This window comes from Thermomonospora catenispora, assembly GCF_006363815.1.
Lineage (GTDB): Bacteria > Actinomycetota > Actinomycetes > Streptosporangiales > Streptosporangiaceae > Thermomonospora > Thermomonospora catenispora.
This window is the reverse complement of the sequence record NZ_RRYT01000022.1, coordinates 1-25,708: the sequence shown is the minus strand read 5'-3', so window position 1 is coordinate 25,708 and position 25,708 is coordinate 1. Positions and strand designations below refer to the sequence as shown.

The 25,708-nt window shown below is 73.1% G+C and carries 27 protein-coding genes; 8 read left to right on the top strand and 19 right to left on the bottom strand.

All coding sequences use genetic code 11. From position 1 onward, the window contains the following. Window positions 1–16 precede the first annotated feature (16 nt). The 6 genes from EIO00_RS17175 to EIO00_RS17150 all read right to left on the bottom strand — a co-directional run bounded on the left by EIO00_RS17175 (window position 17) and on the right by EIO00_RS17150 (window position 7,281). Window positions 17–388, bottom strand: coding sequence for a VOC family protein (locus EIO00_RS17175; RefSeq protein ID WP_140180181.1), 372 nt, complete (start codon window positions 386–388; stop codon window positions 17–19). A gap of 145 nt (window positions 389–533) precedes the next feature. After that, a complete protein-coding gene (locus tag EIO00_RS17170) occupies window positions 534–1,319 on the bottom strand; it encodes a type II secretion system F family protein (protein WP_241661423.1) in 786 nt (261 codons plus the stop codon). Between the two features lie 151 nt (window positions 1,320–1,470). After that, entirely contained in the window at window positions 1,471–2,208 is a 738-nt protein-coding gene (locus EIO00_RS17165; protein WP_241661422.1) for a type II secretion system F family protein, read from the bottom strand. A 142-nt stretch (window positions 2,209–2,350) separates the two neighbouring features. After that, on the bottom strand, window positions 2,351–3,520 hold the full coding sequence (locus tag EIO00_RS17160; RefSeq protein ID WP_241661421.1) for a TadA family conjugal transfer-associated ATPase: 1,170 nt from the start codon (window positions 3,518–3,520) through the stop codon (window positions 2,351–2,353). Window positions 3,521–3,612: 92 nt separating this feature from the next. Next, on the bottom strand, window positions 3,613–4,695 hold the full coding sequence (ssd, locus tag EIO00_RS17155; RefSeq protein WP_140180177.1) for a septum site-determining protein Ssd: 1,083 nt from the start codon (window positions 4,693–4,695) through the stop codon (window positions 3,613–3,615). Between the two features lie 1,701 nt (window positions 4,696–6,396). Beyond that, on the bottom strand, window positions 6,397–7,281 hold the full coding sequence (locus EIO00_RS17150; protein WP_140180176.1) for a Fic family protein: 885 nt from the start codon (window positions 7,279–7,281) through the stop codon (window positions 6,397–6,399). 395 nt (window positions 7,282–7,676) lie between these two features. Here EIO00_RS17150 and acs point away from each other — a divergent pair, with 395 nt between their 5' ends. From acs to EIO00_RS17130, 4 genes are all read left to right on the top strand, one after another. After that, window positions 7,677–9,638, top strand: coding sequence for an acetate--CoA ligase (gene acs, locus EIO00_RS17145; protein ID WP_140180174.1), 1,962 nt, complete (start codon window positions 7,677–7,679; stop codon window positions 9,636–9,638). A gap of 233 nt (window positions 9,639–9,871) precedes the next feature. Then, on the top strand, window positions 9,872–11,089 hold the full coding sequence (nhaA, locus tag EIO00_RS17140) for a Na+/H+ antiporter NhaA (RefSeq protein WP_140180172.1): 1,218 nt from the start codon (window positions 9,872–9,874) through the stop codon (window positions 11,087–11,089). Between the two features lie 95 nt (window positions 11,090–11,184). Then, on the top strand, window positions 11,185–11,616 hold the full coding sequence (locus tag EIO00_RS17135) for a phage holin family protein (protein WP_140180170.1): 432 nt from the start codon (window positions 11,185–11,187) through the stop codon (window positions 11,614–11,616). A 5-nt stretch (window positions 11,617–11,621) separates the two neighbouring features. After that, window positions 11,622–12,539, top strand: coding sequence for an alpha/beta fold hydrolase (locus EIO00_RS17130; RefSeq protein ID WP_140180169.1), 918 nt, complete (start codon window positions 11,622–11,624; stop codon window positions 12,537–12,539). Between the two features lie 31 nt (window positions 12,540–12,570). Here the strand turns inward: EIO00_RS17130 and EIO00_RS17125 are convergent, their stop codons facing one another. The 4 genes from EIO00_RS17125 to nth all read right to left on the bottom strand — a co-directional run bounded on the left by EIO00_RS17125 (window position 12,571) and on the right by nth (window position 15,837). Further along, entirely contained in the window at window positions 12,571–13,056 is a 486-nt protein-coding gene (locus tag EIO00_RS17125; protein WP_140180167.1) for a DUF309 domain-containing protein, read from the bottom strand. Next, window positions 13,056–14,231 carry a MarP family serine protease gene (locus tag EIO00_RS17120; RefSeq protein ID WP_241661420.1) on the bottom strand — a complete coding sequence of 392 codons (1,176 nt, stop codon included), beginning with the start codon at window positions 14,229–14,231 and terminating at the stop codon, window positions 13,056–13,058. The genes EIO00_RS17125 and EIO00_RS17120 overlap by 1 nt, the downstream gene beginning before the upstream one ends. Window positions 14,232–14,371: 140 nt before the next feature. Continuing rightward, window positions 14,372–15,043 (bottom strand): NUDIX hydrolase, encoded by a 672-nt coding sequence (locus EIO00_RS17115; RefSeq protein ID WP_140180165.1) that lies wholly within the window; start codon window positions 15,041–15,043, stop codon window positions 14,372–14,374. A gap of 50 nt (window positions 15,044–15,093) precedes the next feature. Beyond that, window positions 15,094–15,837, bottom strand: coding sequence for an endonuclease III (gene nth, locus EIO00_RS17110; protein WP_140180163.1), 744 nt, complete (start codon window positions 15,835–15,837; stop codon window positions 15,094–15,096). A gap of 512 nt (window positions 15,838–16,349) precedes the next feature. On the opposite strand from nth, the gene EIO00_RS17105 reads away from it, so the two are divergent. Then, window positions 16,350–17,036: a Crp/Fnr family transcriptional regulator gene (locus EIO00_RS17105; protein WP_140180161.1), complete on the top strand. Its 687-nt coding sequence runs from the start codon at window positions 16,350–16,352 to the stop codon at window positions 17,034–17,036. Window positions 17,037–17,110: 74 nt separating this feature from the next. Here EIO00_RS17105 and EIO00_RS17100 read toward each other — a convergent pair whose 3' ends face one another. The 5 genes from EIO00_RS17100 to EIO00_RS24245 form a co-directional block, all read right to left on the bottom strand. Next, entirely contained in the window at window positions 17,111–17,914 is an 804-nt protein-coding gene (locus tag EIO00_RS17100; RefSeq protein WP_140180282.1) for an MBL fold metallo-hydrolase, read from the bottom strand. A gap of 126 nt (window positions 17,915–18,040) precedes the next feature. Further along, window positions 18,041–18,898 (bottom strand): NUDIX hydrolase, encoded by an 858-nt coding sequence (locus EIO00_RS17095; RefSeq protein ID WP_175596255.1) that lies wholly within the window; start codon window positions 18,896–18,898, stop codon window positions 18,041–18,043. A gap of 60 nt (window positions 18,899–18,958) precedes the next feature. Further along, on the bottom strand, window positions 18,959–19,423 hold the full coding sequence (locus tag EIO00_RS17090; protein WP_140180159.1) for a RidA family protein: 465 nt from the start codon (window positions 19,421–19,423) through the stop codon (window positions 18,959–18,961). After that, window positions 19,420–19,575 (bottom strand): Sp36 family protein, encoded by a 156-nt coding sequence (locus EIO00_RS17085; protein ID WP_140180157.1) that lies wholly within the window; start codon window positions 19,573–19,575, stop codon window positions 19,420–19,422. The genes EIO00_RS17090 and EIO00_RS17085 overlap by 4 nt, the downstream gene beginning before the upstream one ends. 224 nt (window positions 19,576–19,799) lie before the next feature. Further along, window positions 19,800–20,042: a hypothetical protein gene (locus EIO00_RS24245; RefSeq protein ID WP_161602744.1), complete on the bottom strand. Its 243-nt coding sequence runs from the start codon at window positions 20,040–20,042 to the stop codon at window positions 19,800–19,802. A 152-nt stretch (window positions 20,043–20,194) separates the two neighbouring features. On the opposite strand from EIO00_RS24245, the gene EIO00_RS17080 reads away from it, so the two are divergent. Together EIO00_RS17080 and EIO00_RS17075 are read left to right on the top strand one after the other, a co-directional pair. Then, window positions 20,195–20,938, top strand: coding sequence for a helix-turn-helix domain-containing protein (locus EIO00_RS17080; protein ID WP_140180155.1), 744 nt, complete (start codon window positions 20,195–20,197; stop codon window positions 20,936–20,938). Further along, a complete protein-coding gene (locus EIO00_RS17075) occupies window positions 20,938–21,414 on the top strand; it encodes an NUDIX hydrolase (RefSeq protein ID WP_140180153.1) in 477 nt (158 codons plus the stop codon). Before EIO00_RS17080 ends, EIO00_RS17075 begins: the two co-directional genes overlap by 1 nt. 4 nt (window positions 21,415–21,418) lie before the next feature. Here the strand turns inward: EIO00_RS17075 and EIO00_RS17070 are convergent, their stop codons facing one another. Further along, window positions 21,419–21,976, bottom strand: coding sequence for an HD domain-containing protein (locus EIO00_RS17070; protein ID WP_338325937.1), 558 nt, complete (start codon window positions 21,974–21,976; stop codon window positions 21,419–21,421). 202 nt (window positions 21,977–22,178) lie between these two features. Continuing rightward, window positions 22,179–22,418, bottom strand: coding sequence for a hypothetical protein (locus EIO00_RS17065; protein ID WP_140180151.1), 240 nt, complete (start codon window positions 22,416–22,418; stop codon window positions 22,179–22,181). A gap of 707 nt (window positions 22,419–23,125) precedes the next feature. On the opposite strand from EIO00_RS17065, the gene EIO00_RS17060 reads away from it, so the two are divergent. Next, entirely contained in the window at window positions 23,126–23,953 is an 828-nt protein-coding gene (locus EIO00_RS17060; protein ID WP_241661418.1) for a helix-turn-helix domain-containing protein, read from the top strand. Here EIO00_RS17060 and EIO00_RS17055 read toward each other — a convergent pair. Next, window positions 23,938–25,077, bottom strand: a complete 1,140-nt coding sequence (locus EIO00_RS17055; protein ID WP_140180149.1) for a type III PLP-dependent enzyme — start codon at window positions 25,075–25,077, stop codon at window positions 23,938–23,940. The two genes, EIO00_RS17060 and EIO00_RS17055, sit on opposite strands and share 16 nt — an antisense overlap. After that, the coding region (locus tag EIO00_RS24240; RefSeq protein WP_175596254.1) for a hypothetical protein at window positions 25,067–25,708 on the bottom strand (642 nt) is incomplete at its 5' end. The genes EIO00_RS17055 and EIO00_RS24240, both read right to left, overlap by 11 nt.

Below are 25,708 nucleotides of genomic sequence, written 5' to 3'. Positions count from 1 at the left end.
TCCGGAGGGAGGCCCCTCAGGAGACGCGCGACCGGAGCAGGCAGAACTCATTGCCCTCGGGATCGGCGAGGACGTGCCAGGACTCCTCGCCGGTCTGGCCGACGTCGACCGGGCGCGCCCCCGCGGCGAGCAGGCGCTCGAGCTCGGCCTCCTGGTCGCGGTCGGTGCTGTTGACGTCGAAGTGCAGCCGCAGCTTGCCGTTCTTGGGCTCATCGGTCCGGCTGAGCACGAGGGTGGGCTGCAGGCCGCCGAACCCCTCCGGAGGGCCGATCTCGATGTCGTCCCCATCCCGCGCCAGCACCACGAACCCCAGCACCTCGCACCAGAACTCGGCGAGCCGCTCCGGGTCGCGGCAGTCCAGCACCAGCTCGGTGATACGGCAGGCCATCGACGGTCCCCTCTCGGTCGCACACGTGCCCCGACCTTTGCGCGAGCGGTGTCACCGTACCCGGGGCCGCGACGCCCCGCCATCGAACAAGGATCTCCCCGCGGCGGACCGCGAGCGGCCGGGACGACCGGGGCCGCCGCGGCGGTCACAGCGGAACGAGCAGCGATCGGGCGATCCCGGCGATCGCGGGGACGATCCCCAGCAGCACGAAGGCCGGCAGGAAGCACAGGCCCAGCGGGGCGATCGCGTAGACGCCCACCGCGCGCGCCCGTGCCATGGCCTCGGCGTGCGCTCGCCTCCTGCGATCCTCGGCGATCTTGGTCAGGGCCGGGGCGAGCGGAGCGCCGCTGTCGACGGCCCTGGCCACGGCACGGCCCAGGGACGCCAGCGAGGGTTCCGCGGTCAGCGCCAGCCACGCCTCGGCGGGATCCGCGCCCAGCCGCACCTTCGCGGTGATTCCGCAAAGCTCCGCGCCGAGCGGTCCGCCGAGGGCCTCCGCGACCGCTTCGGCGGCCTCCGGCCAGGACACGCCGCCGCGCAGGCAGGCGGCGAGCAGGTCGGCGGCCACCGGCACGTCCGCGGCGAGCCTCCTCGCGCGTTCCCGCCGCCCGCGGGTCTCGGCCCGGCCGAGCACGACCGCGACCGCCGCGGCCGTCGCGATCCCCGCGCAGAGCCCGCCGAGCCCGCCGAACACCGGCCATGCGATCAGTCCCGCCGCGAGCGGCGTCGCCCGCCGGGCGATGTCCCGCCGCGGCGGCGCCGCAGGCGAGGCCGGCGCCGTGTCCGCGGCGAAGGCCCGGACGGCGCCGCCCCGGTCGCGCATCGCGGACTCCAGCCGGCGTGCCGCGACCGATCCGCCCCGCGGGAGCGCGAACCCCGCACCCGCCGCGCACCCCACGGCGAGCACGGTGATGAACACGGTGCCGCTCATGCGCCGTCGCCCTTCCTTCCCTTCGTTCCTCTCCCGTGCCGGTCGTGCGGCCGCGGCCGGACGGGCCCGCGGGAGCGCCGGTCGCGCCTCGCGCCGCGGCCCCGGCTCGCCCGCGCCCGTCCGGGCCGGGCGAGCGCATGGAGCGCCGGCCTCATCGACCCGCCTCCGCCGACCGCGCCAGGCGGCGCGTCCACCACAGGCCGCCGAGGTCCAGGCCGACGCCGGCCGCAAGACACGCCAGCCCGGGGAGGGTGCCGAACAGGAAGGACAGCGGGTCGGCCCCCAGGGCGGCCGCCATGCCCACCCCGAGGACGGGGAGCACGGCCAGCAGCCGGGCGGTGGCGCGCGGTCCGGCCAGATGCGCGGCGATCTCCCGCCGCTGGGCCTCCTCGTCCCTGAGCGCGGCGGCCAGCCCTTCGATCACGGGGGCGAACGCGCCGCCCTTGTCGGCGCCGATCCGCCAGCACGCGGCGAGCATCCGCAGCCCGCCGGCGCCGGGGCGGTCCGCCAGCCGCTCCAAGGCGACGTCGAGGCCGGTGCCGGTCCCTTCGGCCTCACAGCGCCGCCACTCGGTCATGATGGGGCCGCCGACCCGGGGGTCCACCACGGCCGCCGCATGAGCGAAGGCCGCGTGCGGGGCGCGTCCGGCGCGCAGTTCCGCCGCCATGCCGTCGCACACCTCGATGACGGACGCCCGCCACAGCGACTCGTCCTTCCTTTCCGCACGCAGCCGCTCCCACCGGTCCCGGGCCCGGCGCAGGGCCCCGCTCCCGGGGACGATCCGCCGCGCGCCCGTCACGGTCTCCAGACGCAGCCGCGCCGAGGAGGGGGCGGAGAACACCCATACCGCGAGCCCGGCCAGACCGGCCGCCACGGCGACCTGGACCACTTTCCTCTCCTTCTTCCTCTCCTTCGCTCTGCACAGCGGCTCCGCACGGCGAGGCGCGGTGCGTCCCGTCACCGCCCGGCGCCCCTCCGTCCGTCGGGCACCGTGCGGTCCCGCCTCGGGTGCGGGCGGGGCCGGGCGGCCGTCACGGCGGGCGCCACAGCCCCTGAAGACGTCCGGCCAGGTCGGCGGCCCCCGGTTCGGCGATCAGGCGGCCGTCGGGGGTGAACGTCACCGCGGGCCGGGCGTGCACCAGCCCGTCCGGGCCGCGGCGGAGCACACAGACGGCGGCGACCCGGCGGCGTCCTCCCGCCGGCTCCCGGGTCAGGTGGACGACCACGTCCAGCGCGGCGGCCAGCTGGCTGTGCACGGCCTCGCGGGTCAGGCCGGCGGCGCAGCCCAGCGCCTCCAGGCGGGCGGGCACGTCGGCGGCGGTGTTGGCGTGCAGGGTGCCGCAGCCGCCGTCGTGACCGGTGTTGAGCGCCGCCAGCAGGTCGGCGACCTCGGCGCCCCGGACCTCGCCGACCACGAGCCGGTCGGGGCGCATCCGCAGGGCCTGACGGACGAGATCGTGGAGGGTGACCCCGCCGGCGCCCTCCACGTTGGGCGGCCGGGCCTCCAGGCGCACCACGTGCGGATGCTCCGGGCGGAGCTCGGCGGCGTCCTCCACCAGGACCAGGCGTTCCCGCGGGTCGGCCAGGGACAGCAGGCCGCTCAGCAGCGTGGTCTTGCCGGTCCCGGTGCCTCCCGTGATCAGGAAGGCCGCGCGCGCCGCCACCAGGGCCGCCAGCAGCTCCGCACCCGCCGGGGGGACGGACCGGGCGGCGACCAGCTCCTCCAGGGTGAACGCCCGGCGGCGCGGCAGCCGCAGGGAGAGACAGGTCCCGCCCGGGGACACGGGGGGCAGCACGGCGTGCAGGCGGATCCCGCCGGGGAGCCTGGCGTCGACGTACGGGGCGGCGTCGTCCAGTCTCCTGCCGGCCGTCGCGGCCAGGCGCCGGGCCAGCCTGCGGAGGGAGGTCTCGTCCGGGAACCGGATCGGGGTGCGCACGAGTCCCGCGCCGGCGTCCACCCAGACCTCGTCGGGCCCGTTGACGAGCACATCGGTCACCTCCGGGGAGCGGAGGACGGGCTCCAGGGGGCCGGCGCCGGCGAAGTCGGCCCGTAACCGGTCCGCCAGCGTCAGCACCTCCCGGTCGCCGAGCAGCCGGTCCTCGGCCCGGACCGCCGCCGCGACCCGTCCCCCGGTCGGCTCTCCGCCGGTGTCGGCCAGCCGGGCGCGGACGGCGTCGACGAGGTCGCCCGGTCGGCTCACGTCCGGCGCCTCCTCGCGTCCGCCGCGCCCTCGCCCGCTTCGGCCTCGGGGGGCGGCGCGCCGAACGCCGTCGATGGAGACCGGATGCGCGCTCATGCCGCCTCGCTCCGGGAAAGGGCGGGACGGGGGACGGGAAGGTCCTCAAGGAGGCGGTCGCACAGGGCGGGGAGGGATCCGCGGCGGCTCAGGCGGGGGAACTCGCCGCGTTCGACGGCGGCGGGAAGGCGGCGGTCGTCCCGGAACGCACCGGCCAGGGGCAGGTCGAGGGTGCGGGCGATGACCTCGGGGGTCAGTCCTTCGGGGGAGGGCTCGCGGATGAGGAGGCGGATGTCGTCGGCGTCGCCGCGCAGATCGGCGGCGAGCTGGTCGGCGGCGGCGACGGCGCGGAGCTCGGCGGGCACGACCAGGAAGGCGCGGGTCGCGGCGCGCAGGGCGAGACGGCCGGCCTCGCCGGGTTGTCGGGCCAGGTCGACGACGATCAGGTCGAAGCCGCGGAGCGCGGCGTCCAGCACGGTACGCATGCCGTCGGGGTCCAGGCGCACGGGGTCTCCGCGGTGCCAGGACAGCACGGCCAGGTCCGCCACCGTCGGCAGCGAGCGGCGGAGGAGCTCGGCGCTCAGGCGTCCGCGGCGCCCGGCCAGGTCGGGCCAGCGGGAGCCGGGCGCGTCCTCGGCCCCCAGCACCAGGTCGATGCCGCCGCCGCGGGGATCGCCGTCGATGAGCAGCGTGCTCACGCCCCGGCGGGCGGCGGTCAGGCCGAGCATGGCCGACAGCACGCTGGCGCCGGCCCCGCCGCGAGCGCCGGTCACGCAGACCGTCACGGCTCGGTCGGTCTGCGGCTCGGCCGCCGCCGCCAGGGCGTTCACCAGCCATTCCTCGTCGTCGGGCAGGGCGGCCAGGTCCTGGGCGCCGACGAGGACGGCGGAGCGGAAGTCCTCCGGCGTGCTCGCCCCGCCGGTCACCAGCACGACGCCGGTGCGCCGGCTGAGGCCCCCCGCGGCGAGCCTGTCCGCCATGTCGGCGCCCACCAGGACGAGCGGGGGACGGCGCCAGTCCGCCCTCGCCTGATCCACGGTGGCGGCCACGGTGGCCTCGGCGTTGGCCGCGGCGGCGAGCCGCAGCAGGTCGTCGGCGATCCGGGGATCGGCCGTCGCGATCAGTGCGGTGGTTGCCATGGGTTCCTCCCGGAGTCGGATGGCTCCACCCTCCGATCCGGCCGCCCCGCGCAGAAGACGATCCGCGTTCTGTGGACAACCCTCCGCCCCGCGGCGGACAGGCCCCGGGGCGGACGCGCACCGGGCGGAGCCCCGAACAGACCCGCACGGATCCCGAACGATCCCGAACGGCCCCGGCGGCTCCCCGGCGGCTCCCGACCCGCCGGCGGTCCCGCACGCTCTCGGGCGGATCACGAACGCGCCCCTCGCAATCCCCCGGTGATCCCGAACGCGGGCGCCGCGAGGTCTCCGAACAGCCGCCGCCCGGCGTTCCGCGGGGTCCGCGGTCCATGCGGGTGTCGCACGCGGTGCGCGCACGAGCCGCACACGCTTCCCGTGGGATCCACGCGCCCCGCGCCGGCTCTGCGCAGGGTCCGCGCGGCCTGCACGGGTCTCCGTGCGGGATCCCCGTGGTCCGCGCAGGGGCCCATGCGGAAGTCGAACAAGGTCCTTGCAGGGCCGCTCGGACGTGGGCGGGGTCCGCGCAGGGCGTGTCTCGATCCCTGCGCAGGCCGCACGGAGGGCCGGGCGGAGACGAGAGGAGGCCGGGCGAGGGCCGAGCGGAAGCCGAGCGGTGATCGAACAAGCGACGACCCCCGCCGGGGGGGATAGCGGGGGTCGTCTGACGGTCCGGCTCCGGGGGGGTAGAGACGGACCGTTTCCAGGGAGGTCCGAGGATCTCGCCGGTCGCGCCGTCAGCAGGGCACGCCAGTGTGATCTATAGGCGATGCAAAGCCGTTGCCTACAGTGTAGGGAGATACACCATATGCTGCCCGATCACCGAGACTTCCGTCGACCTGCGAAGAGATGCAACAGGTGACGCCTTTTTGTTGACTTCTCGAAACCTTCGAAGGTCAAACCGGGCATCTCTCCACTGATCTGGCACGTCAGACGGGGTGCCGCGGGCGAGCTCGGCCGTCCCCGACGGCTTGCGGAGAGGTCAGAGAGCACATCACCGACAAACGATCACATTCGTGATCAATTTTGGTGACAACTCGGACTCATTCCCCACCTTCCGTTCCGATGGCGCCCGTCGGCGGCTCACCGCTCAGGCGGCGGGCGACGACGGCCGGGCCGTGCGGAAGCCCGCAAAAGAGGGCTTGCAATCTGGGCATATGGGGCGTACACAGGTATTACGGACAAAGAGTCCGGGCACGGCACCCGGGTACCCACGCGCGACCAGCCGCGGGAGGCTCGCCGAGACGGGCTTGACCCGATCCGGCGGATGAGACAGCACGCTTGGTAACCCGGAGTGACGTGGCGACGGCGCCTCGGCACGAGGCGCCGTTCGCTGTGCGCATGCTCCAGGCCGCCCGCTCCGACCGCCGGTCGCAAGGGTTCACCCGCACGACCCGCTCATGCGAGCCGGTCACGCGGAATCATCCACGCGAGCTCCTCCGCTCGCCTGTTCCACCCGGTCACCCGTGCGACCCGGTCGCACGGCTCACCCGCACAGGTCACCGCACAGGCCGGCCCCGGGGCTCGGCCGCCCGACCGCACAGGCCGGCCCGCAGGTCAGCCGCTCGCCCCCGCACAGACCGCCCCGCAGACCGACTCGACCGCGCAGACCGCCCGCACGGCTCGACCACGCACGTCCGACCAGGAACGTCGACCACGCACGTCCGACCAGGAACGTCAACCGCGCACGTCCGACCAGGAACGTCAACCGCGCAGATAGGCCTCGCAGACGGCCAGCGAGTCCCGGGCGGCGGTCTGCACGGCCGCGGCGCAGTGCCGCACCCAGGCGGCGACGCCCTCCGAGGTGCCGCTGAGATAGGCGCGCAGGGCCTCGGCGTACTCCTCGGGGCGTTCGGCGTGCCCCACCTCGGGAGCGGTGAGGGACTTGGGATCCAGCCCTCGCTGGACGAGGGTGAGGCGTTCGGCGGCGCGGGCGACCAGGCCGTCGCCCCAGCCGAAGGGACGCAGCGCCAGCAGCTCGCCGTGCACGATGGCGGCGACCACGATCGCCGGCGCCTTGGTGGGCCGGGTCAGCAGGGTGCTCAGCGCGTCCAGGCGCGCCGCGACCTCCGCGGGGGCGGGCGGGGCTCCCAGCTCCAGAGGGTCGGCGACGGGCTGGTCCTCGGCGCGCGGCCGGCCCAGCGCCTCCTCCTCCACCGCGTCGGCGGCGGCCAGGACGTGCAGGCGGGCCAGGACCTGGCGGGGGGCCCGACGCCAGATGTCGGTGAGGGTGCCCAGCTCGGCGGAGATGCGCAAGGCGCCCTGCACCACCGGGTCCAGGTCGGCGCGCCCGCCGGTCACCGCGTCGGCCGTCCCGCCGGTCGCCTCACCGCCCGCCTCACCGCCCGCCTCACCGCCCGTCTCGGAGGCCAGCTCGGCGGCGTCGCGCCGGAACTCCTCCAGGCTCACCGAGACGCCCTCCAGGGCGGCGGAGGCGCGGGCGGCGCGCAGAGCCGCCTCGGTGGACACCTCGGCGCTGCGGCGGCGGAGGATGCGGTGCCCCAGCAGACGGTCCACCGTGGAACGGGCCTCGGTGACCGCCTCGGGCACTCCGGGCAGCGCCGCGACTTGGGCCAATGGATCTGTCACAGTGTCCGACCTTATGCCGTCGCGGCGGCCCCCGCGGACGGCGCCCCGCGGCGCCGGCGGACCACCGGAAGGAGCGCCCGGGGATCACCGGCGGGCAGGCGTCCCGCTCACGGGGGCCGCCAGAAGATTTCGCCCCTCCACGGCCTTGTGGGATGGGGGAATCACTGGTGAAGTGGACAACACCGGGCGCCACCCTGTTCCGTCTGAAGGAGAGCACACGTGAGCGACACGCGAGCGGAGCGGGCCCTCGGGTCCGCGAGCTTGGCGGCCGCACCCCGCCGGGGCGGCACGGCCCACGCGCCGCCGCCCGACCGTGCGGGGTGTGAGGTCAGTGCAGTGAACGGAGTTGCCCGGCGAGCGTGGTCCACCGGGCCGCGTGGCGAGGAGTGAAGAGCGTGAGCCAAGAGACCCTGTCCAACCTGCTGAAGGAGAACCGGCGGTTCGCTCCGCCCCAGGAACTCGCCGCCGCGGCCAATGTCAAGGCCGACGCCTACGATGAGGCCGCCGCGGACCGGCTCGGCTTCTGGGCCCGGCAGGCGGAGCGCCTGAGCTGGGCCAAGCCGTGGGAGCAGGTGCTGGACTGGAGCAACCCGCCGTTCGCCAAGTGGTTCGTCGGCGGCGAGCTGAACGCCGCCTACAACTGCGTGGACCGCCATGTGGAGGCGGGTCTGGGCGACCGGGTCGCCTACCACTGGGAGGGCGAGCCCGGCGACACCCGCACCCTGACGTACGCCGACCTGCAGCGCGAGGTCAACAAGGCCGCGAACGCGCTGCTGGAGCTGGGGGTGCGCAAGGGCGACCGGGTGGCGATCTACCTGCCGATGATCCCCGAGCTGCCGATCTCGATGCTGGCGTGCGCGCGGATCGGCGCGACCCACTCGGTGGTGTTCGGCGGGTTCAGCGCCGACGCGCTGCGCACCCGCATCGACGACGCCCAGGCCAAGGTGGTCATCACCGCCGACGGGGGCTACCGGCGGGGCAAGCCGTCGGCGCTCAAGGCCACCGTCGACGAGGCCGTCAAGGACACCCCGAGCGTGGAGAAGGTCCTGGTCGTGCGCCGCACCGGCGAGGAGGTCGCCTGGCACGAGCGCGACCTGTGGTGGCACGAGGCGGTGGACCGGCAGAGCGACCGGCACGAGGCGCGGCCGCACGACGCCGAGCACCCGCTGTTCATCCTCTACACGTCCGGGACGACCGGTAAGCCGAAGGGCATCCTGCACACCACCGGCGGCTACCTGACCCAGGTCGCCTACACCCACTGGGCGGTGTTCGACCTGAAGCCCGAGAGCGACGTGTACTGGTGCTCGGCCGACATCGGCTGGGTGACCGGGCACTCCTACATCGTCTACGGCCCGCTGGCCAACGCCGCGACCAGCGTGCTGTACGAGGGGACGCCGGACACCCCGCACCGGGGCCGCTGGTGGGAGATCATCGCCAAGTACAAGGTGACGATCTTCTACACCGCGCCCACCGCGATCCGGACGTTCATGAAGTGGGGCGAGGACATCCCCGCCAAGTACGACCTGTCCAGCCTGCGGATCATCGGCAGCGTGGGCGAGCCGATCAACCCCGAGGCGTACGTGTGGTACCGGCACCACATCGGCGCCGACCGCTGCCCGGTGGTGGACACCTGGTGGCAGACCGAGACCGGGGCGATCATGATCAGCCCGCTGCCGGGGGTGACCGAGGGCAAGCCGGGCGCGGCGATGCATCCGCTGCCGGGGGTCGTCGCGGACGTGGTGGACGACACCGGGACGCCGGTGCCCAACGGCGGCGGCGGGTTCCTGGTGCTCAAGGAGCCGTGGCCGGCGATGCTGCGGACGATCTGGGGCGACGACGAGCGCTACGTCAAGACCTACTGGTCCCGGTTCGAGGGCATGTACTTCGCCGGCGACGGGGCCAAGAGGGATGAGGACGGCGACATCTGGCTGCTCGGCCGGGTGGACGATGTGATGCTGGTGTCCGGCCACAACATCTCCACCACGGAGGTGGAGTCGGCGCTGGTGTCGCATCCGAAGGTGGCCGAGGCGGCGGTGACCGGCGCGACCGACCCGGTGACCGGCCAGGCGATCGTGGCGTTCGTGATCCCGCGCGGGGCGGCCGAGACCGAGGCCGAGGGCGAGGAGTTCGTCAAGGAGCTGCGGGACCACGTGGCCAAGACGCTCGGGCCGATCGCCAAGCCGCGGCAGATCCTGGTGGTGCCGGAGCTGCCCAAGACCCGGTCCGGCAAGATCATGCGGCGGCTGCTGCGGGACGTGGCCGAGCACCGTTCGCTCGGTGACGTCACCACCCTCACCGACAGCTCGGTGATGGACCTGATCGCCGCCAAGCTGCCGTCGGCCAAGCCCGAGGACTGATCCCGGGCCCGCGGGCCGCGGAACGCGGCGCGCCCCGGCACCGGGCGCGCCGCGTTCTCGTCGGCGACCTTCGCAGACTCCCGTGAAGGGAGACGCGTCACAGCGCCCTCAGGATTACCGCCGATCCGTTCGGGTACCTTTGACCTCGGTGTGCCGGGAAGTCTGGTCGGTCGGGAACATCCCGCTGTGGGGGTTCCCGTGTCCTGTTCGCCGACCAGCACATCGGGAGCACCATGCCGCGTCGCGTCGCCGCGCTCTGGCCCGTCCGTCACACCGTCCGCTACAGCCGCCACCTCGCCGAGGCGCTCCGCACCGAGACGATCGGCGGGTTCATCGTGCTCGGGGCCACGCTCGCCGCGCTGATCTGGGCCAACAGTCCCTGGAGCGGCGCGTACGAGGAGCTCCGGCACCTGCGGCTGGGGCCGATGGACGTGGCGCACTGGACCTCCAGCGGGCTGCTGGCGCTGTTCTTCTACCTCGCCGGGCTGGAACTGCGTGAGGAGATCGTCCACGGCGAGCTGCGGCGTCCCCGGCAGGCCGCCCTGCCGGTGCTCGCGGCGTGCGCGGGCGTGATCGTCCCGGCCGTGCTGTTCCTGGCGGTGAGCGCGGGCGAGCCCGGGGCCTCCTCCGGCTGGGCGATCCCCACCGCCACCGACATCGCGTTCGCGCTGGCGGTGCTGGCGGTGGCGTTCCCCGGCTGCCCGACGGCGCTGCGGGCGTTCCTGCTGACGCTGGCGGTGGTGGACGACCTGATCGCCATCACCATCATCGCGGTCTTCTACACCCACGAGCTGACGCCGCTGTGGCTGCCGGCGGCGCTCGCGTCGGCGGCCCTGTTCGGCGTGCTCCAGGCCAAGGGGGTGCGCAGCCCCTGGGCGTATGCGCCGATCGCGTTGCTGACCTGGTACTGCGTGTACCGCAGCGGCGTCCACGCCACCATCGCCGGGGTCGCGCTCGGCATGCTGACCAGCACCCGGGAGACCGACGAGGCGCGCCGCACCAACGCCGAGCAGGCCGACCACGTGCTGCGGCCGCTGTCGGCGGGGGTGTGCGTGCCGCTGTTCGCCTTCACCTCGGCGGGGGTGGCGCTGACCCCGTCCGCGCTGGGCGAGGCGCTCACCGACCGGGTGGCGCTCGCGGTGATCGTCGGGCTGGTCGTCGGCAAGTTCCTCGGCGTCTTCGGCGGCGCCTGGGCGGCGGTCCGGCTCGGCCTGGCCGCCCTCGGCGAGGGCCTGCGGTGGCGGCAGATCGCCGGGGTCGCCATGCTCGCCGGAGTGGGGTTCACCGTGTCACTGCTGATCGGCGGGCTCGCCTACCCCGACCCGGCGCGGGCGGACATCGTCACCACCGCGGTGCTGATCGCCAGCGTGACCGCCTCCCTGCTGGCCGCGGCCGCGTTCACGGTCCAGGGCCGGTCCCGCGCCCGAGAGCCCGAGACCGCGGCGGGCTGACTCACGCCCGCCCCGGGTGGCACTACGGTGATCTCTCCTGCAAGGCTATGCAGCGTACCCCTGGGATACCGGTGCCCTGGGAGAAGGAGTGCGACATGGCGGAGGCAGGGCCGGGCGAGCGGATCGAGGACAAGTCACTCGGTGAGCTGGTCGCCCAGGCGTCGAGCGGCATCTCCAAGCTGATCCGCGCCGAGATCAGCCTGGCCAAGACCGAACTGCGGGTGGACGTCCGCAAGGCGCTGGCCGGCGGCGCGCTGTTCTTCGTTGCGCTGGCGGTGTTCGCACCGGTGATCATCTTCATCGGGCTGGCGCTGGCCTACGGGCTGATGGACCTGTTCGGCATGTGGCCATGGGCCGCGTTCCTGTCCGTGGCGATCATCTACGTGGTGGTGGCGGTGCTGCTCGGCGTCGTCGGCGTGCTGGTGGTGAAGCGGATCCAGGGCGCCGAGCGCACCCGGCGGACGCTCCAGGACCTGCCGGAGGCGTTCCGGCGCGAGGACAAGCCGGCGCTCGACCCCACGGACTGAGCGGCATGGCCGGACGCGGCACATCCACGGTGCGGCTCGACGGCCCGTGGACGCACCGGGCGGTCAGCGCGGGGGGCACCCAGTTCCACGTCGCGGAGGCCGGCGAAGGTCCGCTGATCCTGCTGCTGCACGGCTTCCCCGAGTTCTGGTGGTCGTGGCGGCACCAACTGGTGTCCCTGTCGGCGGCCGGGTTCCGCGTCGCCGCGATGGACCTGCGCGGCTACGGCGGCAGCGACAAACCGCCCCGCGGATACGACCTGGTGACGCTGGCGGGGGACGCGGCCGGCCTGGTCCGCGCGCTGGGCGAGGCGAACGCGATCGTCGTGGGCCACGACTGGGGCGGCCTGCTGGCCTGGACGATGGCGGTGTACCAGCCCAAGGTCATCCAGCGCCTGGTCGTCGTGTCCGCCCCGCATCCGCTGCGGCTGCGGCAGGCGATCCGCACCGGCCTGCGCACCCAGGCGTGGGCGGCCCGCCACTCGCTGGGCTTCCAGCTCCCGATGTGGCCCGAACGCCGGCTGGTCCGCGACGACGCCGCCCTGGTGGGCCATCTGCTCCGCAGCTGGTCCGGGCCCGGCTGGCCCGACGAGCACACCGAACGGATCTTCCGGCAGGCCTTCCAGATCCCCGGCGTGGCCCACTCGGCCATGGAGTACCACCGCTGGCTGGTGCGCTCCCTGGCCCGCCCGGACGGCATCCGCTACGCCCGCCGCATGCGGACCCCCGTCCAGGCCCCCACCCTCCAGCTCCACGGCGCCCTGGACGGCTTCACCCTCCCCAGCACCGCCCAGGGCTCCGGCCGTTATGTCACCGCCCCCTACCGCTGGAGGCTCATCGACGGCACGGGCCACTTCCCCCACGAGGAGGACCCCGAGGCCTTCGACGAGGCCCTGCTGTCCTGGCTGACCGCCTCCGGGTCCTGACCGCCCGCCCGGCGGCCCTCCGGGCGGGCGGTCAGGACCGGTCGGGACGGCGCAGCGACACCGGCAGCGGAGCGTCGGCCAGGCCGGGGTCGTCGACGCGGGCGGCCAGCGACCGGGCCGCATGGACGACTCCGGGGACGTCGACGCCGTGGGGCGGAGCGCCGGCATAGCGCTCCAGCCGCTCGGCGGCCCTGGTGAGCAGGGCCCGGGCGCCCCGCGGGTTGCCGCGGCGGATGTGCGTCAGGCCCACGGCGACCTGCGCCAGGCCCCGCCACAGCTCGCGCTCGGGCTCCGGGGAGGACTTCCAGACGGCCTCCAGCACCTCGTGGGCGTGGAAGGGACGGTCGGCGTCCAGCAGCCGCTGCGCCTCGGCCAGCGCCTCGGCGGGCGTCAGGGACAACTCCTCGGGCATGGTGGGGACGCCCGCCGCGCCGCGCGGCAGCGGACGGCCGTAGGCGTCGCGGGGGCGGGCGTTGCGGGGCCGGCCCTCGGCGTCGCGGTCGCGCGCCCCGGCCATCAGTCCGAGCAGCTTCCGGTGCTGACGGGGGCGGTGGCGGTCTCGCCGACCTTGGCGTCCGGAGCGACCTCCTTGGCGGTCAGGGCGTAGCCGATGGAGGGGTTGTCCAGGGCGGCGGCGAAGATCACCCCGTACACCGTGCCGTCGGGGGACAGCAGCGGGCCGCCGGAGTTGCCGGGCTCCACCTTGCCGCGGATGGCGTAGATCTCGCGGGTGACCTGGCCGGAGTGGTAGATGTCCGGGCCGTTGGCGTGCTGGCGGGCGCGGATGCGGGCGGCGTCGACGGTGTAGCCGCGGCCCTTGGGGAAGCCGGCCACCACGGCGTCGTCCCGGGTGCGGGCCGGGCCGTCGAACCGCAGCGGCTTGGCGTTGAAGCCGGGGACGTACAGCACGGCGATGTCGCGGCGCGGGTCGTACACCACCACGCGGCCCCTGCCGCGCTTGCGGCCGTCCCAGGAGATCACGTCGATCGGGCCGCGGACCCCGGCGACCACGTGCGCGTTGGTCATGATCCGCTCGGGGGCGTAGACGAACCCGGTGCCCTCGATCTTGCGCTGGCACTGCGGAGCGGTGCCGACCAGCTTGAAGATGCTGCGTCGGGCGGCCTGCAGCCGGGGGGTGCTCGCGACGTTCTCGTCCGGCGGCGGCACCTCCACCACCGACTCCCCGCCCAGCCCGTAGAACACCCGCGGGAACTCGCTGGCGTCCACGAAGTCCTGGAACGAGGAGAACCAGGTCTGGGTCCGCCGGGGCATCACCGTGTCGACGCCCTCGAGGACCGCCGAGGAGTTCACCTGGGTGCGCAGCCAGTCGATCTTGGCCCCGGACAGCAGGACCCCGAAGAACCACGCCACGATCAGGATCGACAGCGAGCTGATCAGCGCGCCGCCCACCGCGTCGGCGGCGCGGGCGCTGTCGCCGGTGACCCGGTTGCGCAGCGCCGCGCCCAGCGACGAGGCGGCCAGCTGCCCCATCGTGGCGGCCAGGAACGCGATGATGATCGCCAACAGCGCCTGCTGGGCGGTGCCGTCGACCGTCGCCTCGGCGATCGGCGGCGCCACGAGCACGCCGATCACACCGCCCCCGATGAAGCCGATGAAGCTCAGCAGGCTCACGATGAAGCCCTGCCGGTACCCGGAAACGGCGAACAGCACCACCAGGACCAGCAAGATCAAGTCAAGAACGTGGTCGCCCAGCACGAATTCACCGTATAGGGCCGCGCGCGGAATGCACGTCCCCTCAGCGGACCAGTTGTGTGCCTTCCGCGTTCACCTCGAAGAATGACACGTGGCCGAATGCGGAACCGTTCGGCGGGTCAGCCCCGGGCGGCCAGCGCCAGCACTTCCGGCGGCAGATCCTCCACCCGTCCGGTGTCCCACGGCCGGTCCCAGCCGCCGACCTTGAGCAGTTCCGACAGCAGCATGGCGGTGAACCCCCACACCAGCATCCCCCGCACGCGGAACGCCGGCCCGGCGAACCCGGAGGGGTGCCGCACGTTCAGCCGGTTGGCCGGGTCGACCAGCTCCTCGATCGGCACCCGGGCGACCGCGGCGACCTCGCCGGGGTGACCGGGCGACACGTCCGAGGGCTCCCGCCACCAGGCCGCCACCGGGGTGACCCGGTGGTTGCTGCGCGACAGGTACAGCTCCGGAAGGACGGCCAGCACATCACAGCCGGAGGGGTTCAGCCCGGTCTCCTCGCGGGCCTCGCGCAGCGCCGCCCCCACCGGCCCGTCGTCGTCCGGGTCGATCCGCCCGCCGGGGAACGCCGGCTGTCCGGCGTGCTTGCGCAACGTGGCGGCGCGCTGGGTGAGCAGCACGTCGGGCCCGTCGGGCCCCTCGCCGAACAGCACCAGCACGGCGGCGGGCCGGGCACCGGAGGGCGGGCGCAGCCACGCGGGCACCGTCATCCGCGGGGCCTCGGCGATGAACCGGTCGAGCCAGGCGGGGGGCGCGGAAGCGGCGGAGGGCGCAGAAGTCTCGTTCATGGAGGTTTCCACATCTGTGCCAACCCGCGGGCGGTCCGCTTCGTTCCCGCTCACGAGAACGGCCCCGTGCGGACCAGCCGGCGCGCGGCCTCCTCGTCGGTGGGCCCCTCGCCGAACGACGGGCACAGCGCCGCCAGCGGGCACACCCCGCAGGCGGGGCGGCGGGCGTGGCAGATCCGGCGGCCGTGCCAGATCATCCGGTGCGACAGGATCGTCCACTCCTTGCGCGGGATCAGCTCGGCGACCTCGTGCTCGACCTTGACCGGGTCGGTCTCGTCGGTCCAGCCGAACCGGCGGGCCAGCCGCCCGAAGTGGGTGTCCACGGTGATCCCCGGGACGCCGAACGCGTTGCCCAGCACCACGTTCGCGGTCTTGCGGCCCACCCCCGGCAGGGTGATCAGCTCCTCCAGCGTGCGCGGCACCTCGCCGCCGAACCGGTCCCGCAGCCCGATCGCCAGCCCGATCAGGTTCTTGGCCTTGGACCGGAAGAACCCGGTGGACTGGATCAGCTTCTCCAGCTCCTGCGGGTCGGCCGCCGCCATGTCCTCGGGCGTGGGGTAGCGGGCGAACAGCGCCGGGGTGACCATGTTGACCCGCACGTCGGTGGTCTGCGCCGACAGCACCGTGGCGACCAGCAGCTGGAACGGGCCGTCGAAGTTGAGCTCGCAGTGGGCGTCCGGATAGGTCTCGGCCAGGATCCGGTTCATCTTCCGCGCCCGCCGCACCAACGCCAGCCGCGACTCGGGCCTGCGGGCCCGCCGCCGCGCCCCGGCTTCCGCCGCACTCGTCGCCATGCCCGAAAGGGTAGGTGCTCCCCGGGCGGCCCGGGTCCGCTCCGGTCGATCCGACGGCGGCGCCGGAGCCGGACGTCCGCGGCCCGCCCGGTCCCGAGACGCCCCGCGAGGTCACATTTCCCTGCCGCCGGGGTGTCGTGACGCGCCCGGAGGCGCGCCGGGGCGGCCTGGAGGAGCCCGGGTCGGGGGCGTCCCGGTGACGGGTCATATCCAACGGGGGAGCAGACTGTCCCTCTCCACCCGGTCCGGAGCCCGCCCTGGGGTGGTATGAGGGTGTTGTGCAGGTTGTTCGTACACTGCGCTGGCAGAATAAGTGGCGACCAGCGATTCGAGCGGGTTCGCGTAGACCGTTCCTCGCGGACGTCCACCCGGAGCCGGCACGCGCACGCCGTACGGGAGGGCGCTGAGGGGCGCGGCTGCGGTGCTCTGCGCGCCCGCCGGCAACGCCCCGCCTTCACGTACGCGGTGGGACGTACGTCACACTGTTCAGGTAGGTGTTTCGAGGAGGAAGCGTGACCGACCGCGACGTGGACGTATTGAGCAAGGCCCCGCTCTTTGAGGCGCTCGACGAACAGGGGGCCAAGGCGCTGCGCGCCAATGTGGCCGAGGTGCGGTTGGCACGCGGCCAGACCCTGTTCAACGAGGGCGAGACCGGCGACCGGCTGTACGTGGTGCTGGAGGGCAAGATCAAGCTGACCCGCACCTCCCCCGACGGCCGGGAGAACCTGCTGAGCGTGCTGGGCCCCGGCGAGATGTTCGGCGAGCTGTCGCTGTTCGACCCGCGCCCGCGGACCGCCAGCGCGGTCGCCGTCACCGAGTGCCGGCTGGCCGGCCTGGGGCACGACGACCTGCGACCGTGGCTGACCGGTCACCCCGAGGTGGCGGTGCACCTGCTGCGCGCGCTGGCGCAGCGGCTGCGGCGCACCAATGACGTGATGGCCGACCTGGTGTTCACCGATGTGCCGGGCCGGGTCGCCAAGGCGCTGCTGGACCTGGCCGAACGGTTCGGGCAGCCGTCCGACGTGGGACTGCACGTGCACCACGACCTCACCCAGGAGGAGCTGGCCCAGCTGGTCGGCGCCTCCCGGGAGACCGTCAACAAGGCGCTGGCCGACTTCGCCGCCCGCGGCTGGCTGCGGATCGAGGCCCGGGCCGTGGTGATCCTCGACGTCGAACGGCTGCGCAAGCGGTCCCGCTGACCGGCCGCGCCCGGCGGCCCACAGGTCGCCGGGGCCGTTGAGGCCGCGCAGCCGCCGGAACCGTCGGCCGCCGGTCAGGACGGCAGGCGGCCGACCTCCCTGAGGTAGTCCAGCTGTGCCTGCACGGACGCCTCGGCGGCCTTCCACAGCGAGCGATCGACCTCTGCATAGACCCGTTCGACGACCTCGCGCGCGGTGCGGGCACCGGCCTCCACCGCGGCCTCGACCTGGGCGAGCCGTCGCATCCGGTGGTCCAGATAGCCGTCCAGCGCGCCGATCGGGTCCTCCAGGCTGGGGCCGTGACCGGGCAGGATGATCTTCGCCTCGCGTTCGGCGGCGAACCGGCGGAGCCGTTCCAGCGAGGACAGGTAGTCCCCCAGCTTCCCCTCCACGACGGTGGTGCCGTAGCCCAGCACGGTGTCGCCGGTCAGCACCGCCCCGTCGGCGGGCAGCCAGAACGTCAGGGAGTCGTGGGAGTGCCCCGGGGTCTCCATGACGTGGAGTTCCAGCCCGCCGGTCGTGATCACGTCCCCTTCGACCAGGCCCTCGTCCCCCAGCCGGTGCCGGGGGTCGAGAGCCCGGATCTTCGGCGCCCCGGTCAGCTCGGCGAAGGCGCGGGCGCCGGCCGCGTGGTCCGGGTGCCCGTGGGTGAGGACGACCAGCGCGACGCGCCGCCCGCTCTCCTCCACGGTGCGCGCCACCCGGCGCAGATGCCGCATGTCCTTGGGACCCGGGTCGATCACCACCGCCTCGATGGAGCCGGGTTCGGCCACCACCCAGGTGTTGGTGCCGTCGAGGGTCATCGGTGAGGGGTTGGGAGCAAGCACGCAAAGCGCCCGCTCGGTGCCCATGCCGTCGATCTCGTTCATTTCACCCATCTTCGCCCCGGTGATCCTGCCGAGATGACGCAGGGCCGACGTTCCGGCGATCAGCCTGGTCAGGCGCGCGTTCCCGGGCAGGGTCGGCACCAGGCGCCCGCGCAGGGACGGCAGCCCCATGGCCCCTCACACGACGCCCGGGTAGAACCGGGCGGTGTCCTCGGGAAGCACCAGATACGCCTCCCCGTCGATGATCTCGGTGTAGGGGGCGTGCACCGTGATCTCCCGCTCGGCGGCCAGCACGTCGGCGACCGTGTCGTAGGCGGTGAGGGAGTGCAGGGTCGCCAGCGTCGGCGGCAGCAGGAACCACTCGCCCGCGCGGGCGCGCTCCATCGCCTCCGCGGGCCGCACCCAGACGGCCGTGTCGGCCTCGGTGCTCACATCGCGGGCGCGTTGCCCCTCGGGGATCGCGGCGACGAAGAACCGGGTGTCATAGCGCCGGTTCTCGACCTCCGGAGTGATCCAGTGGTCCCACGGCCGCAGCAGATCGCTGCGCAGCACCAGCCCGCGCCGCGCCAGGAACCGGGCGAACGACTGGGAGCGATCCAGCAGCGCCCGCCGGTCGGCCTCCCAGTCCTCGCCGCGCGTGTCGGCCACCACCGAGTCGGTGGTCGGCCCGGCCAGCAGGACCAGGGTCTCCTCGAAGGTCTCCCGCACGGCCGCGCAGACCAGCCCGCGGGCGACGGCCTCATCGGCCCCGAACGCCTCGCCCCACGCCGCGGCGTCCGGACCCGCCCAGCCGATGCCGACGTCCCCGTCACGGGGATCGACCGAGCCGCCGGGGAACACATAGGCGCCCGGCGCGAACGCCATCGACGAGACCCGCCGCAGCATGAACGCCTGCAGCCCGTGCCTGGGATGGTCGCGCAGCACCACGACGGTGGCGGCGTCGCGGGGCTTGACCGGTTCGATCTCCCCGGCCTGGATCGCCTCCCAGCGCTCCTTGAGGTCGGGGGTCAGCTTCAGCCCTTTGACGCCGCTCATCGGCCGTGCACCTTCCTGGTCCTCATGGCGGCCCATTCGGGCATACCGAATGCCGTTCCGTCAAGCCCCGATCTCGGCGATCAGCTCCACCTCGACCGGAACGTCCCGGGGCAGCACCGCCACGCCGACCGCGCTGCGGGCGTGCCGGCCGGCCTCCCCGAACACCTCGCCGAGCAGGTCGCTGGCCCCGTTGACGACCTGCGGCTGGTCGACGAAGTCCGGGGCGCTGGCCACGAAGCCCACGACCTTCACGATCCGGACCACCCGCGACAGCTCGCCGACCTCGGCCTTGAGCGCCGCGATCGCGTTCAGCGCGCACACCCGGGCGGCCTCCTGGGCCTGCTCCAGGGTGACCTCGGCGCCCACCTTGCCGGTCGCGATCGGCTCGCCCTTGACGAACGGCACCTGCCCGGAGGTGTAGACCAGGGAGCCGGTGCGGACGGCGGGCACATAGGAGGCCAGCGGCGCCACCACGTCGGGCAGCTCGAGGCCGAGCCGGGCGATCCGCTCCTCGGGGGTGGTCACTGGACCTCTCGCTTGAAGTAGGCCACGAGGTTCTCCGGGTTCGGCCCCGGGATCACGGTGACGAGCTCCCAGCCGTCCTGACCCCAGTTGTCGAGGATCTGCTTGGTGGCGTGCGTCAGCAGCGGAACGGTCGCATACTCCCACTTCTTCATGGCGTTCAGCCTAGCGATCGCCCCCTCCGCGGCCAGGGGGTGCCGGGGGAACGACGGCGGGCGCGCCCGTTGCCGTCCAGGCCGCCGAACCGGGCGGCCGTACTCGGCCCGCGCGAGGCACGGTCGGACGGTGCGGCCGTGGGCACCGGCTCGGCTCATCGAGGTCGACGAGAGCAGCACCCCGCAGGCCGGGCCGATGTGCGTCCGCCGAGGGCCGATCGACGTCACCCCGTCCCGTCAGGACGCCCAGGAGATCGTGCGCGCTTCTCTTCGGACCGCGAGCCGGGTGGTGGGCCCTCGACGTAGACGCCCAGAAAGCGGCGCGTCGCGGATCGGGTCCGGGTGCGCGGCGCATCGTGCAGGGTCATGTGCCGCTCCTCCGCGCGGATGCCGGCCAGTAGCAGTGCGAATACGCCCAGTGCACCACCGGCCAGGAAAACTGCGAGCAGAACGACCGCGTCGAGCATCGAGATCACTTCCCCGAGGTGCGTGGGCGGGGCCCGACACAACCGAGAGTGCGGTGCAACGCATGGACGGGACACTGCGCGACTGGACGTGTTCGGGACGTCCTCACTAAGGTGAAGGCGTCCTGAGACGTCCTGGTGAACCGGTCGGGTGAATGCCGAACGAACGCCTGCGCGCGGTCCTGCTGGAACGGGGTTTGACCGCGGCCGCGCTCGCCGAAGCGATCGGCGTCGACCCGAAAACCGTCGAGCGATGGGTGACCAAGGGACGCATCCCCTACCGACGGCACCGTTTCGCGGCGGCCGCGCATCTGGGGGTCGATGAGACTTACCTGTGGCCCGAAGCGCTCTCCCGGGAACAGGTGGTCTCCGCATCAGAAAGCGAAATCGTCACCGTCTACCCGCATCGCTGGTCGGTGCCGCGCGACGCATGGGGAAGGTTGTTCGCGAAGGCGAAGCGGGAAATCGGCGTCTTGGTCTACGCCGGCTTGTTCCTGTCCGAGGACGCCGGGGTGCAGCAGATCTTCGCAGACCGGGCCCGCGCCGGTGTGCGCGTGCGGATCCTGCTGGGCGACCCCGACAGCCCGCAGGTCAGCGAGCGCGGCGCGGACGAGGGCGTCGGCGACGCCATGGCGGCCAAGATCCGCAACGCGCTGGTGCTGTACCGGCCGTTGCGCGCCGTCGACGGCGTCGAGTTCCGTCTGCACAGCACCGTGCTCTACAACTCGATCTATCGGGCCGACGACGAGCTGCTGGTCAATACTCACATCTACGGCGTCCCCGCGTCCCACGCCCCGGTCTGGCACCTGCGCAAGATCTCCGGCGGTGACATCGTGAACACCTATCTGGACAGCTTCGAACGGGTATGGGAAGGCGCCACACCGCTCCGGAGGGATTGATGGGCCGCAGAATCGACTATTACGACGACCCTGATGCGCCCAAGGCCAATAGCCTGGTCCCCTCCGTCAACGTCGTCGTCACCAACGACGCCGGAGAGATCCTGATGATCCGGCGCACCGACAACGACAATTGGGCGCTTCCCGGCGGCGCCGTCGACCTCGGGGAATCCCTCTCCCAGGCCGCGGTGCGCGAGACCAAGGAAGAGACCGGGGTCGACTGCGAGATAACCGGCATGGTCGGCATCTACACCGACCCTCGGCACGTCATCCGCTACACCAGCAACGAAGAGGTCCGCCAGGAGTTCTCCATCGTCCTCAAGGCCCGCCGCGTCGGCGGCGAGCCCACGACGAGCGACGAATCCCGCGAGGTCCGCTGGGTCACCGCGGCGGAGGCGCTGAACCGCCGGATGGACCGCTCGATGCGCCTGCGCATCGGCCACTACCTGGAGAACCGCGACCAGCCGGTCATCGGCTGAGCGCTCATCCCACCGCCACCTGCAACCGTTCATCGACCTTGCGCACCGCCTCCAGCAGTCGCGGGGACGCCGCCTCGACGGCACGGCTGACCAGGTGATCAGGACCGTAGCGGGCGTGGATCTCGGCGAGCCGCTGCTCAACGGTCAAACGGCGACCGTCAGGGCCCGTGGTCATGTCGCAGTAGATCAGCGCTTCGGTCAACGGCTCGGAAGCGGGCGGGAACTCGCTCACCAGCTCCTCGGCGAGACCGCGTTCGGCGGCCTCGATCACGGCGCAGGAGTGATGTGCGACCAGACGACACAGGACGTCCTGGGCGCCCAGGACGTCGCGCAGGTACCGGGCTCCGTCCAGCGGATGGAAACCGGTGACCGCCAGCTCCGGGGCGTACCCGATGTCATGCAGCCAGGCGGCTGCCTGGAGCAGGTCGGCGTCATCGCCCATGATCGGGGCGAGGCTGCGCGCCTGTGCGGCCACCCCCTGCGTATGCGCCCACCGACGCGGAAGCGTCGCTTCGAGGATGCTGCGGGCGGTCTCGCTCGCCCAGACGGCCATGTCGTTCATGCTTCCCGAAGCTACGAGTTCGGCGGGAGACGTCCACGGACGGCCTCGGACCTTCTAGGGACGTCTCTCGGCAAGCCGTCCCCTGCCGGGCCGGGTGCATGTCAGACGGCGTTCCAGTGGAAGCCGCGGCATGTGACCTCACGCGCATCCCGTGGGAACGTTCACTCGACGAGGTCTCTTCTTCGGGAGGCATCCCCGTATCTCATCTCGCCGCGTCGGCCCGCCCGGATCGCGAGGCGGCGAGGTGCGGTTCGTCGTAGATCTCCGCCAATCGTTCGGCGAACCGTTCCAGCGACTCGGCCCAGATGAGGCCGTCCCGGGTGTGTCCCACCCATCCACCGCGTGACAGCGGAATGATGAGCGCACGGGGATAGCGCACCACCAGCTCCGTCGCGTCCTGTTCCGTGGCGTCGAGAACGCCTCGCACACGGTCGCGGCTCATGCCGTCTCCGCCATCAGACCCAGGCTGATCATGATCCGCCGACCCCACCCGGCGCCCCGGACCTTGCGTCGTCCCTCGCGAGGCACGGCGGTGCGCGCTCCTGCCCGTGGTCCACGCCGGCGCTCGACCGTGTGCCGTCGTTCTTCGGAGGACACGGCGATGCGGGACGTCGGGGGAGGCATCGATCGCACCACCACGCCGGCCCTCGCCCCGTGCAGCGTGGGGCGCCGGGGCGGACGCCCGGCCGCCGGACGGGGGACCTGGAGGTACCGCCTGTAGTGCTCATCGAGCCGCCGCACCAAGGAGGCGGCGGTCGGTGCCTGGATCAGTCGAGTGGCACCGCTCGGGGCGGCCATCCACAACCCCGTCTTCTCGCCGTACCAGGCGGCGGCATCGGGGTACTGAGCGTGGATCTCGGCGAGCTGTCGCCGCCGTGCCCCCTCCCCGGTGCGTGCGGGGATCGGCCATGCGGGCGGGGGCGCTAGGGCTCGGCTCATGTCGGGGTTCACCTCCTGGCCGGGTCCCGGGAGCGGTGTCGTCACCGCTCCCGGGGGATCGCTTCGCGTAGGTGGGACGACGTCCGCAGGAGCCGTTCACCACGCCACCGAGCCTCTTGCCGAGGGCGGGACCTCTCTACCGACACTTGGGGGACGTCTAGGGACGTCTTTTGTTATCGTCGTTCACGACCTCGTCTCCCGGGAGGGTCCATGAACGACGCCTTGCACCAAGCGCTCATCGACGCGGGACTCAGCGAAGTCGACGTGGCCGCCCGACTCGGCGTCGACCCCAAGACCGTTCAGCGCTGGATCGCCGGCCGCATCCCCTACCCGCGCCATCGGTCCGCCCTGGCCCGCCTTCTCCGAGTCGAGGAGACAGCCCTATGGCCTGGGCCGAAGACGCGCCGCCCCACGGTCAAGCGGCCCGAGACCGAGATCATCGCCGCCTATCCGCACCGCGCGTCGGTCCCTCGTCAGATGTGGCAACAGCTCTTCCGGAGCGCTCACCGCGAGATCGGCGTCCTGGTCTACGCCGGCCTGTTCCTCGCCGAGGATCCCGATCTACTGCGCGTCATCGCCGACAAGGCCCGCGAAGGCGTCTCCGTACGGATCCTGCTCGGCGACCCCGAGGGGTCCTGCATCGCCGGTCGCGGCGCCGAAGAAGGGCTGGGCGATGCCATGGCGGCCAAGATCCGCAACGCTCTCGTCTTCTACCGCCCGCTGTGCGAGATCGACGGCATCGCCATACGTCAGCACGACACGGTCCTCTACACGTCGATCTACCGCGCCGACGACGACCTCATGATCAACCCGCACATCTACGGCGTTCCTGCAGCCCAGGCCCCCGTCCTCCACCTCCGCAAGACCAGTGGGGACGACATGGCCAGCACCTACCTGGCCGGTTTCGAACGCGTCTGGGCGCTGGCCGAGCCACTCGGTCAACCGCCGTCGACCCCGCGCATTCGACTCATACCGCCAGGTCACATGGACGGCGCCCGGACCGACCGGTCGCAGGTCCACGATCACAGGTCCAGGTAGTGGAAAGTCGGGTGGGGGTGCATGAGGAAGTCGTGGTGCGAGATGTTCCAGGCGTAGGCGCCGGCCATGGCGAAGGCGACCACGTCGCCCACGGCGATGCGGTCCACGGGGATCTCGCGGGCGAAGACGTCCTTGGGCGTGCACAGCTGGCCGACCAGCGTGACGGGGACGTCCGCGGCGCGGGGGCCGTCTCCGTCACGCGGGATGAGGGTGAACGGCTGGTCGTGGTTCTTCGTGACGGGGGTGCGGATGTGCTGGGTGCCGCCGCGCAGGATGGCGTACCAGCGGCCATGGGCCTTCTTGACGTCGAGGACGTCGGTGACGTACCAGCCCGCGTAGACGCTGATCGCGCGCCCCGGCTCGATGCGCAGGGTCTCGTTCGGGCGGGCCAGCGCGGCGATCCCGCGGCCGTAGCGCGCCCAGTCGAAGCGGTTACCCGGGTCGCCGTAGTCCACGGCCATCCCGCCGCCGAGGTTGATCTCGGGGGCGTCCGCGCAGTCGGTGCCGTGCAGCCAGGCGCGCGCCCAGTCCATGATCTCGGCCGCCTGCCGCACCAGCGTGTCGGCGTCCAGCCCGGAGGCCAGGTGGGCGTGGATGCCGCGGAGCCGGATCCACGGTGCCCGGGCGAGGATGCCGCGGCACCGCTCGATCGTCTCCGGGTCCATCCCGAACGGGCCCGACATGGCCAGCGCCGCGCCCCGGCGCTCCCCGGCGAGGTTGACGCGCAGCAGGACGTCGGCCTCGCGCCGGAGGGCGGCCAGGCGTTCCAGCTCATACGGGCTCTCGACGTGGATGCGCTGGGCCTCGGCGACGGCCTGCGCCAGCTCGGCATCGGTCTTGCCGGGGCCGCCGAACGCCACCGGCACCTCCGGCAGCACCCGGCGGACGTGCGCCAGCTCCCCGCCGGAGGCCACCTCGACGCCCGCCACATAGGGGGCCAGGGTGGTCAGGATCAGCGGGTCCGGGTTGGCCTTGGCCGCATAGAACAGCTCCGGCCCGTCCCGCAGCGCCTCCCTGATGCCCGCCACGTGCTCCCGCAGGGCGGCCAGGTCGTAGACGTAGGCGGGCAGCTTCCCCTCGGCGGCCAGCTCCTCCGCCCGCAGCCGCACGCCCTCAGTGAGCATGCGGCCAGTTCGGGGGCGTCGGAGGGGCGTACGGCGGGTACGGGGGCGGCACCTGGCCCGGCGGGGGCGCCGGAGGCGCCGGAGGCACCGGGCCCTGCGGGCGGAAGTAGTCGGCGGTCGGCGCGCTGGGGGTGAAGTCCCGGGGGGCGATGATCCGCGCGAACTGCCGGATCAGATCCTCATGGTCCCTTCCCCGGGCCACATACGTGGCGTGGCCGCCGCCATGGAAGTGGACGCCCACGGTCGAGGACTTGCCGTCCCCGTTGCGGAACACCGCGGTCAGGGCCTCTGCGGGCACATAGCCGGGCCGCCGCTCCACCGGCGTCGAGCGGCCGAACAGCCAGCGCCGGTACGGGGGGAGGATCAGCAGCGGCAGCGTCAGGATCACCAGCACGAACACCAGGTGCTCGAGAAGCTCGAGGAACAGGTGCACCCCTATCCCGAGCAGGAAGTACGCGAAGCACAGCAGCGCCGGCGCCGCGACCAGCATGGTCACCGTGTCCGAGGCGCTCTCGCTCTTGACGAACGGCAGCGCCGGCAACGACAGCACGATCGCCAGCCCGAGCACCTTCAAGAGCGCGATGGTGCCGAACATCCGGCGGCCCAGGTGTTCCGCCCGGTCGAGCAAGGT

What these genes read in the sequence shown, in the direction of transcription:
- EIO00_RS17175 (WP_140180181.1), bottom strand. Translation starts at nt 388, where the DNA reads ATGGCCTGCCGTATCACCGAGCTGGTGCTGGACTGCCGCGACCCGGAG.
- EIO00_RS17170 (WP_241661423.1), bottom strand. Translation starts at nt 1,319, where the DNA reads ATGAGCGGCACCGTGTTCATCACCGTGCTCGCCGTGGGGTGCGCGGCG.
- ssd (WP_140180177.1), bottom strand. Translation starts at nt 4,695, where the DNA reads ATGGCAACCACCGCACTGATCGCGACGGCCGATCCCCGGATCGCCGAC.
- nhaA (WP_140180172.1), top strand. Translation starts at nt 9,872, where the DNA reads ATGCCGCGTCGCGTCGCCGCGCTCTGGCCCGTCCGTCACACCGTCCGC.
- EIO00_RS17135 (WP_140180170.1), top strand. Translation starts at nt 11,185, where the DNA reads ATGGCGGAGGCAGGGCCGGGCGAGCGGATCGAGGACAAGTCACTCGGT.
- EIO00_RS17130 (WP_140180169.1), top strand. Translation starts at nt 11,622, where the DNA reads ATGGCCGGACGCGGCACATCCACGGTGCGGCTCGACGGCCCGTGGACG.
- EIO00_RS17125 (WP_140180167.1), bottom strand. Translation starts at nt 13,056, where the DNA reads ATGGCCGGGGCGCGCGACCGCGACGCCGAGGGCCGGCCCCGCAACGCC.
- EIO00_RS17115 (WP_140180165.1), bottom strand. Translation starts at nt 15,043, where the DNA reads ATGAACGAGACTTCTGCGCCCTCCGCCGCTTCCGCGCCCCCCGCCTGG.
- nth (WP_140180163.1), bottom strand. Translation starts at nt 15,837, where the DNA reads ATGGCGACGAGTGCGGCGGAAGCCGGGGCGCGGCGGCGGGCCCGCAGG.
- EIO00_RS17100 (WP_140180282.1), bottom strand. Translation starts at nt 17,914, where the DNA reads ATGGGTGAAATGAACGAGATCGACGGCATGGGCACCGAGCGGGCGCTT.
- EIO00_RS17095 (WP_175596255.1), bottom strand. Translation starts at nt 18,898, where the DNA reads ATGAGCGGCGTCAAAGGGCTGAAGCTGACCCCCGACCTCAAGGAGCGC.
- EIO00_RS17085 (WP_140180157.1), bottom strand. Translation starts at nt 19,575, where the DNA reads ATGAAGAAGTGGGAGTATGCGACCGTTCCGCTGCTGACGCACGCCACC.
- EIO00_RS24245 (WP_161602744.1), bottom strand. Translation starts at nt 20,042, where the DNA reads ATGCTCGACGCGGTCGTTCTGCTCGCAGTTTTCCTGGCCGGTGGTGCA.
- EIO00_RS17080 (WP_140180155.1), top strand. Translation starts at nt 20,195, where the DNA reads ATGCCGAACGAACGCCTGCGCGCGGTCCTGCTGGAACGGGGTTTGACC.
- EIO00_RS17075 (WP_140180153.1), top strand. Translation starts at nt 20,938, where the DNA reads ATGGGCCGCAGAATCGACTATTACGACGACCCTGATGCGCCCAAGGCC.
- EIO00_RS17070 (WP_338325937.1), bottom strand. Translation starts at nt 21,976, where the DNA reads ATGAACGACATGGCCGTCTGGGCGAGCGAGACCGCCCGCAGCATCCTC.
- EIO00_RS17065 (WP_140180151.1), bottom strand. Translation starts at nt 22,418, where the DNA reads ATGAGCCGCGACCGTGTGCGAGGCGTTCTCGACGCCACGGAACAGGAC.
- EIO00_RS17060 (WP_241661418.1), top strand. Translation starts at nt 23,126, where the DNA reads ATGAACGACGCCTTGCACCAAGCGCTCATCGACGCGGGACTCAGCGAA.
- EIO00_RS17055 (WP_140180149.1), bottom strand. Translation starts at nt 25,077, where the DNA reads ATGCTCACTGAGGGCGTGCGGCTGCGGGCGGAGGAGCTGGCCGCCGAG.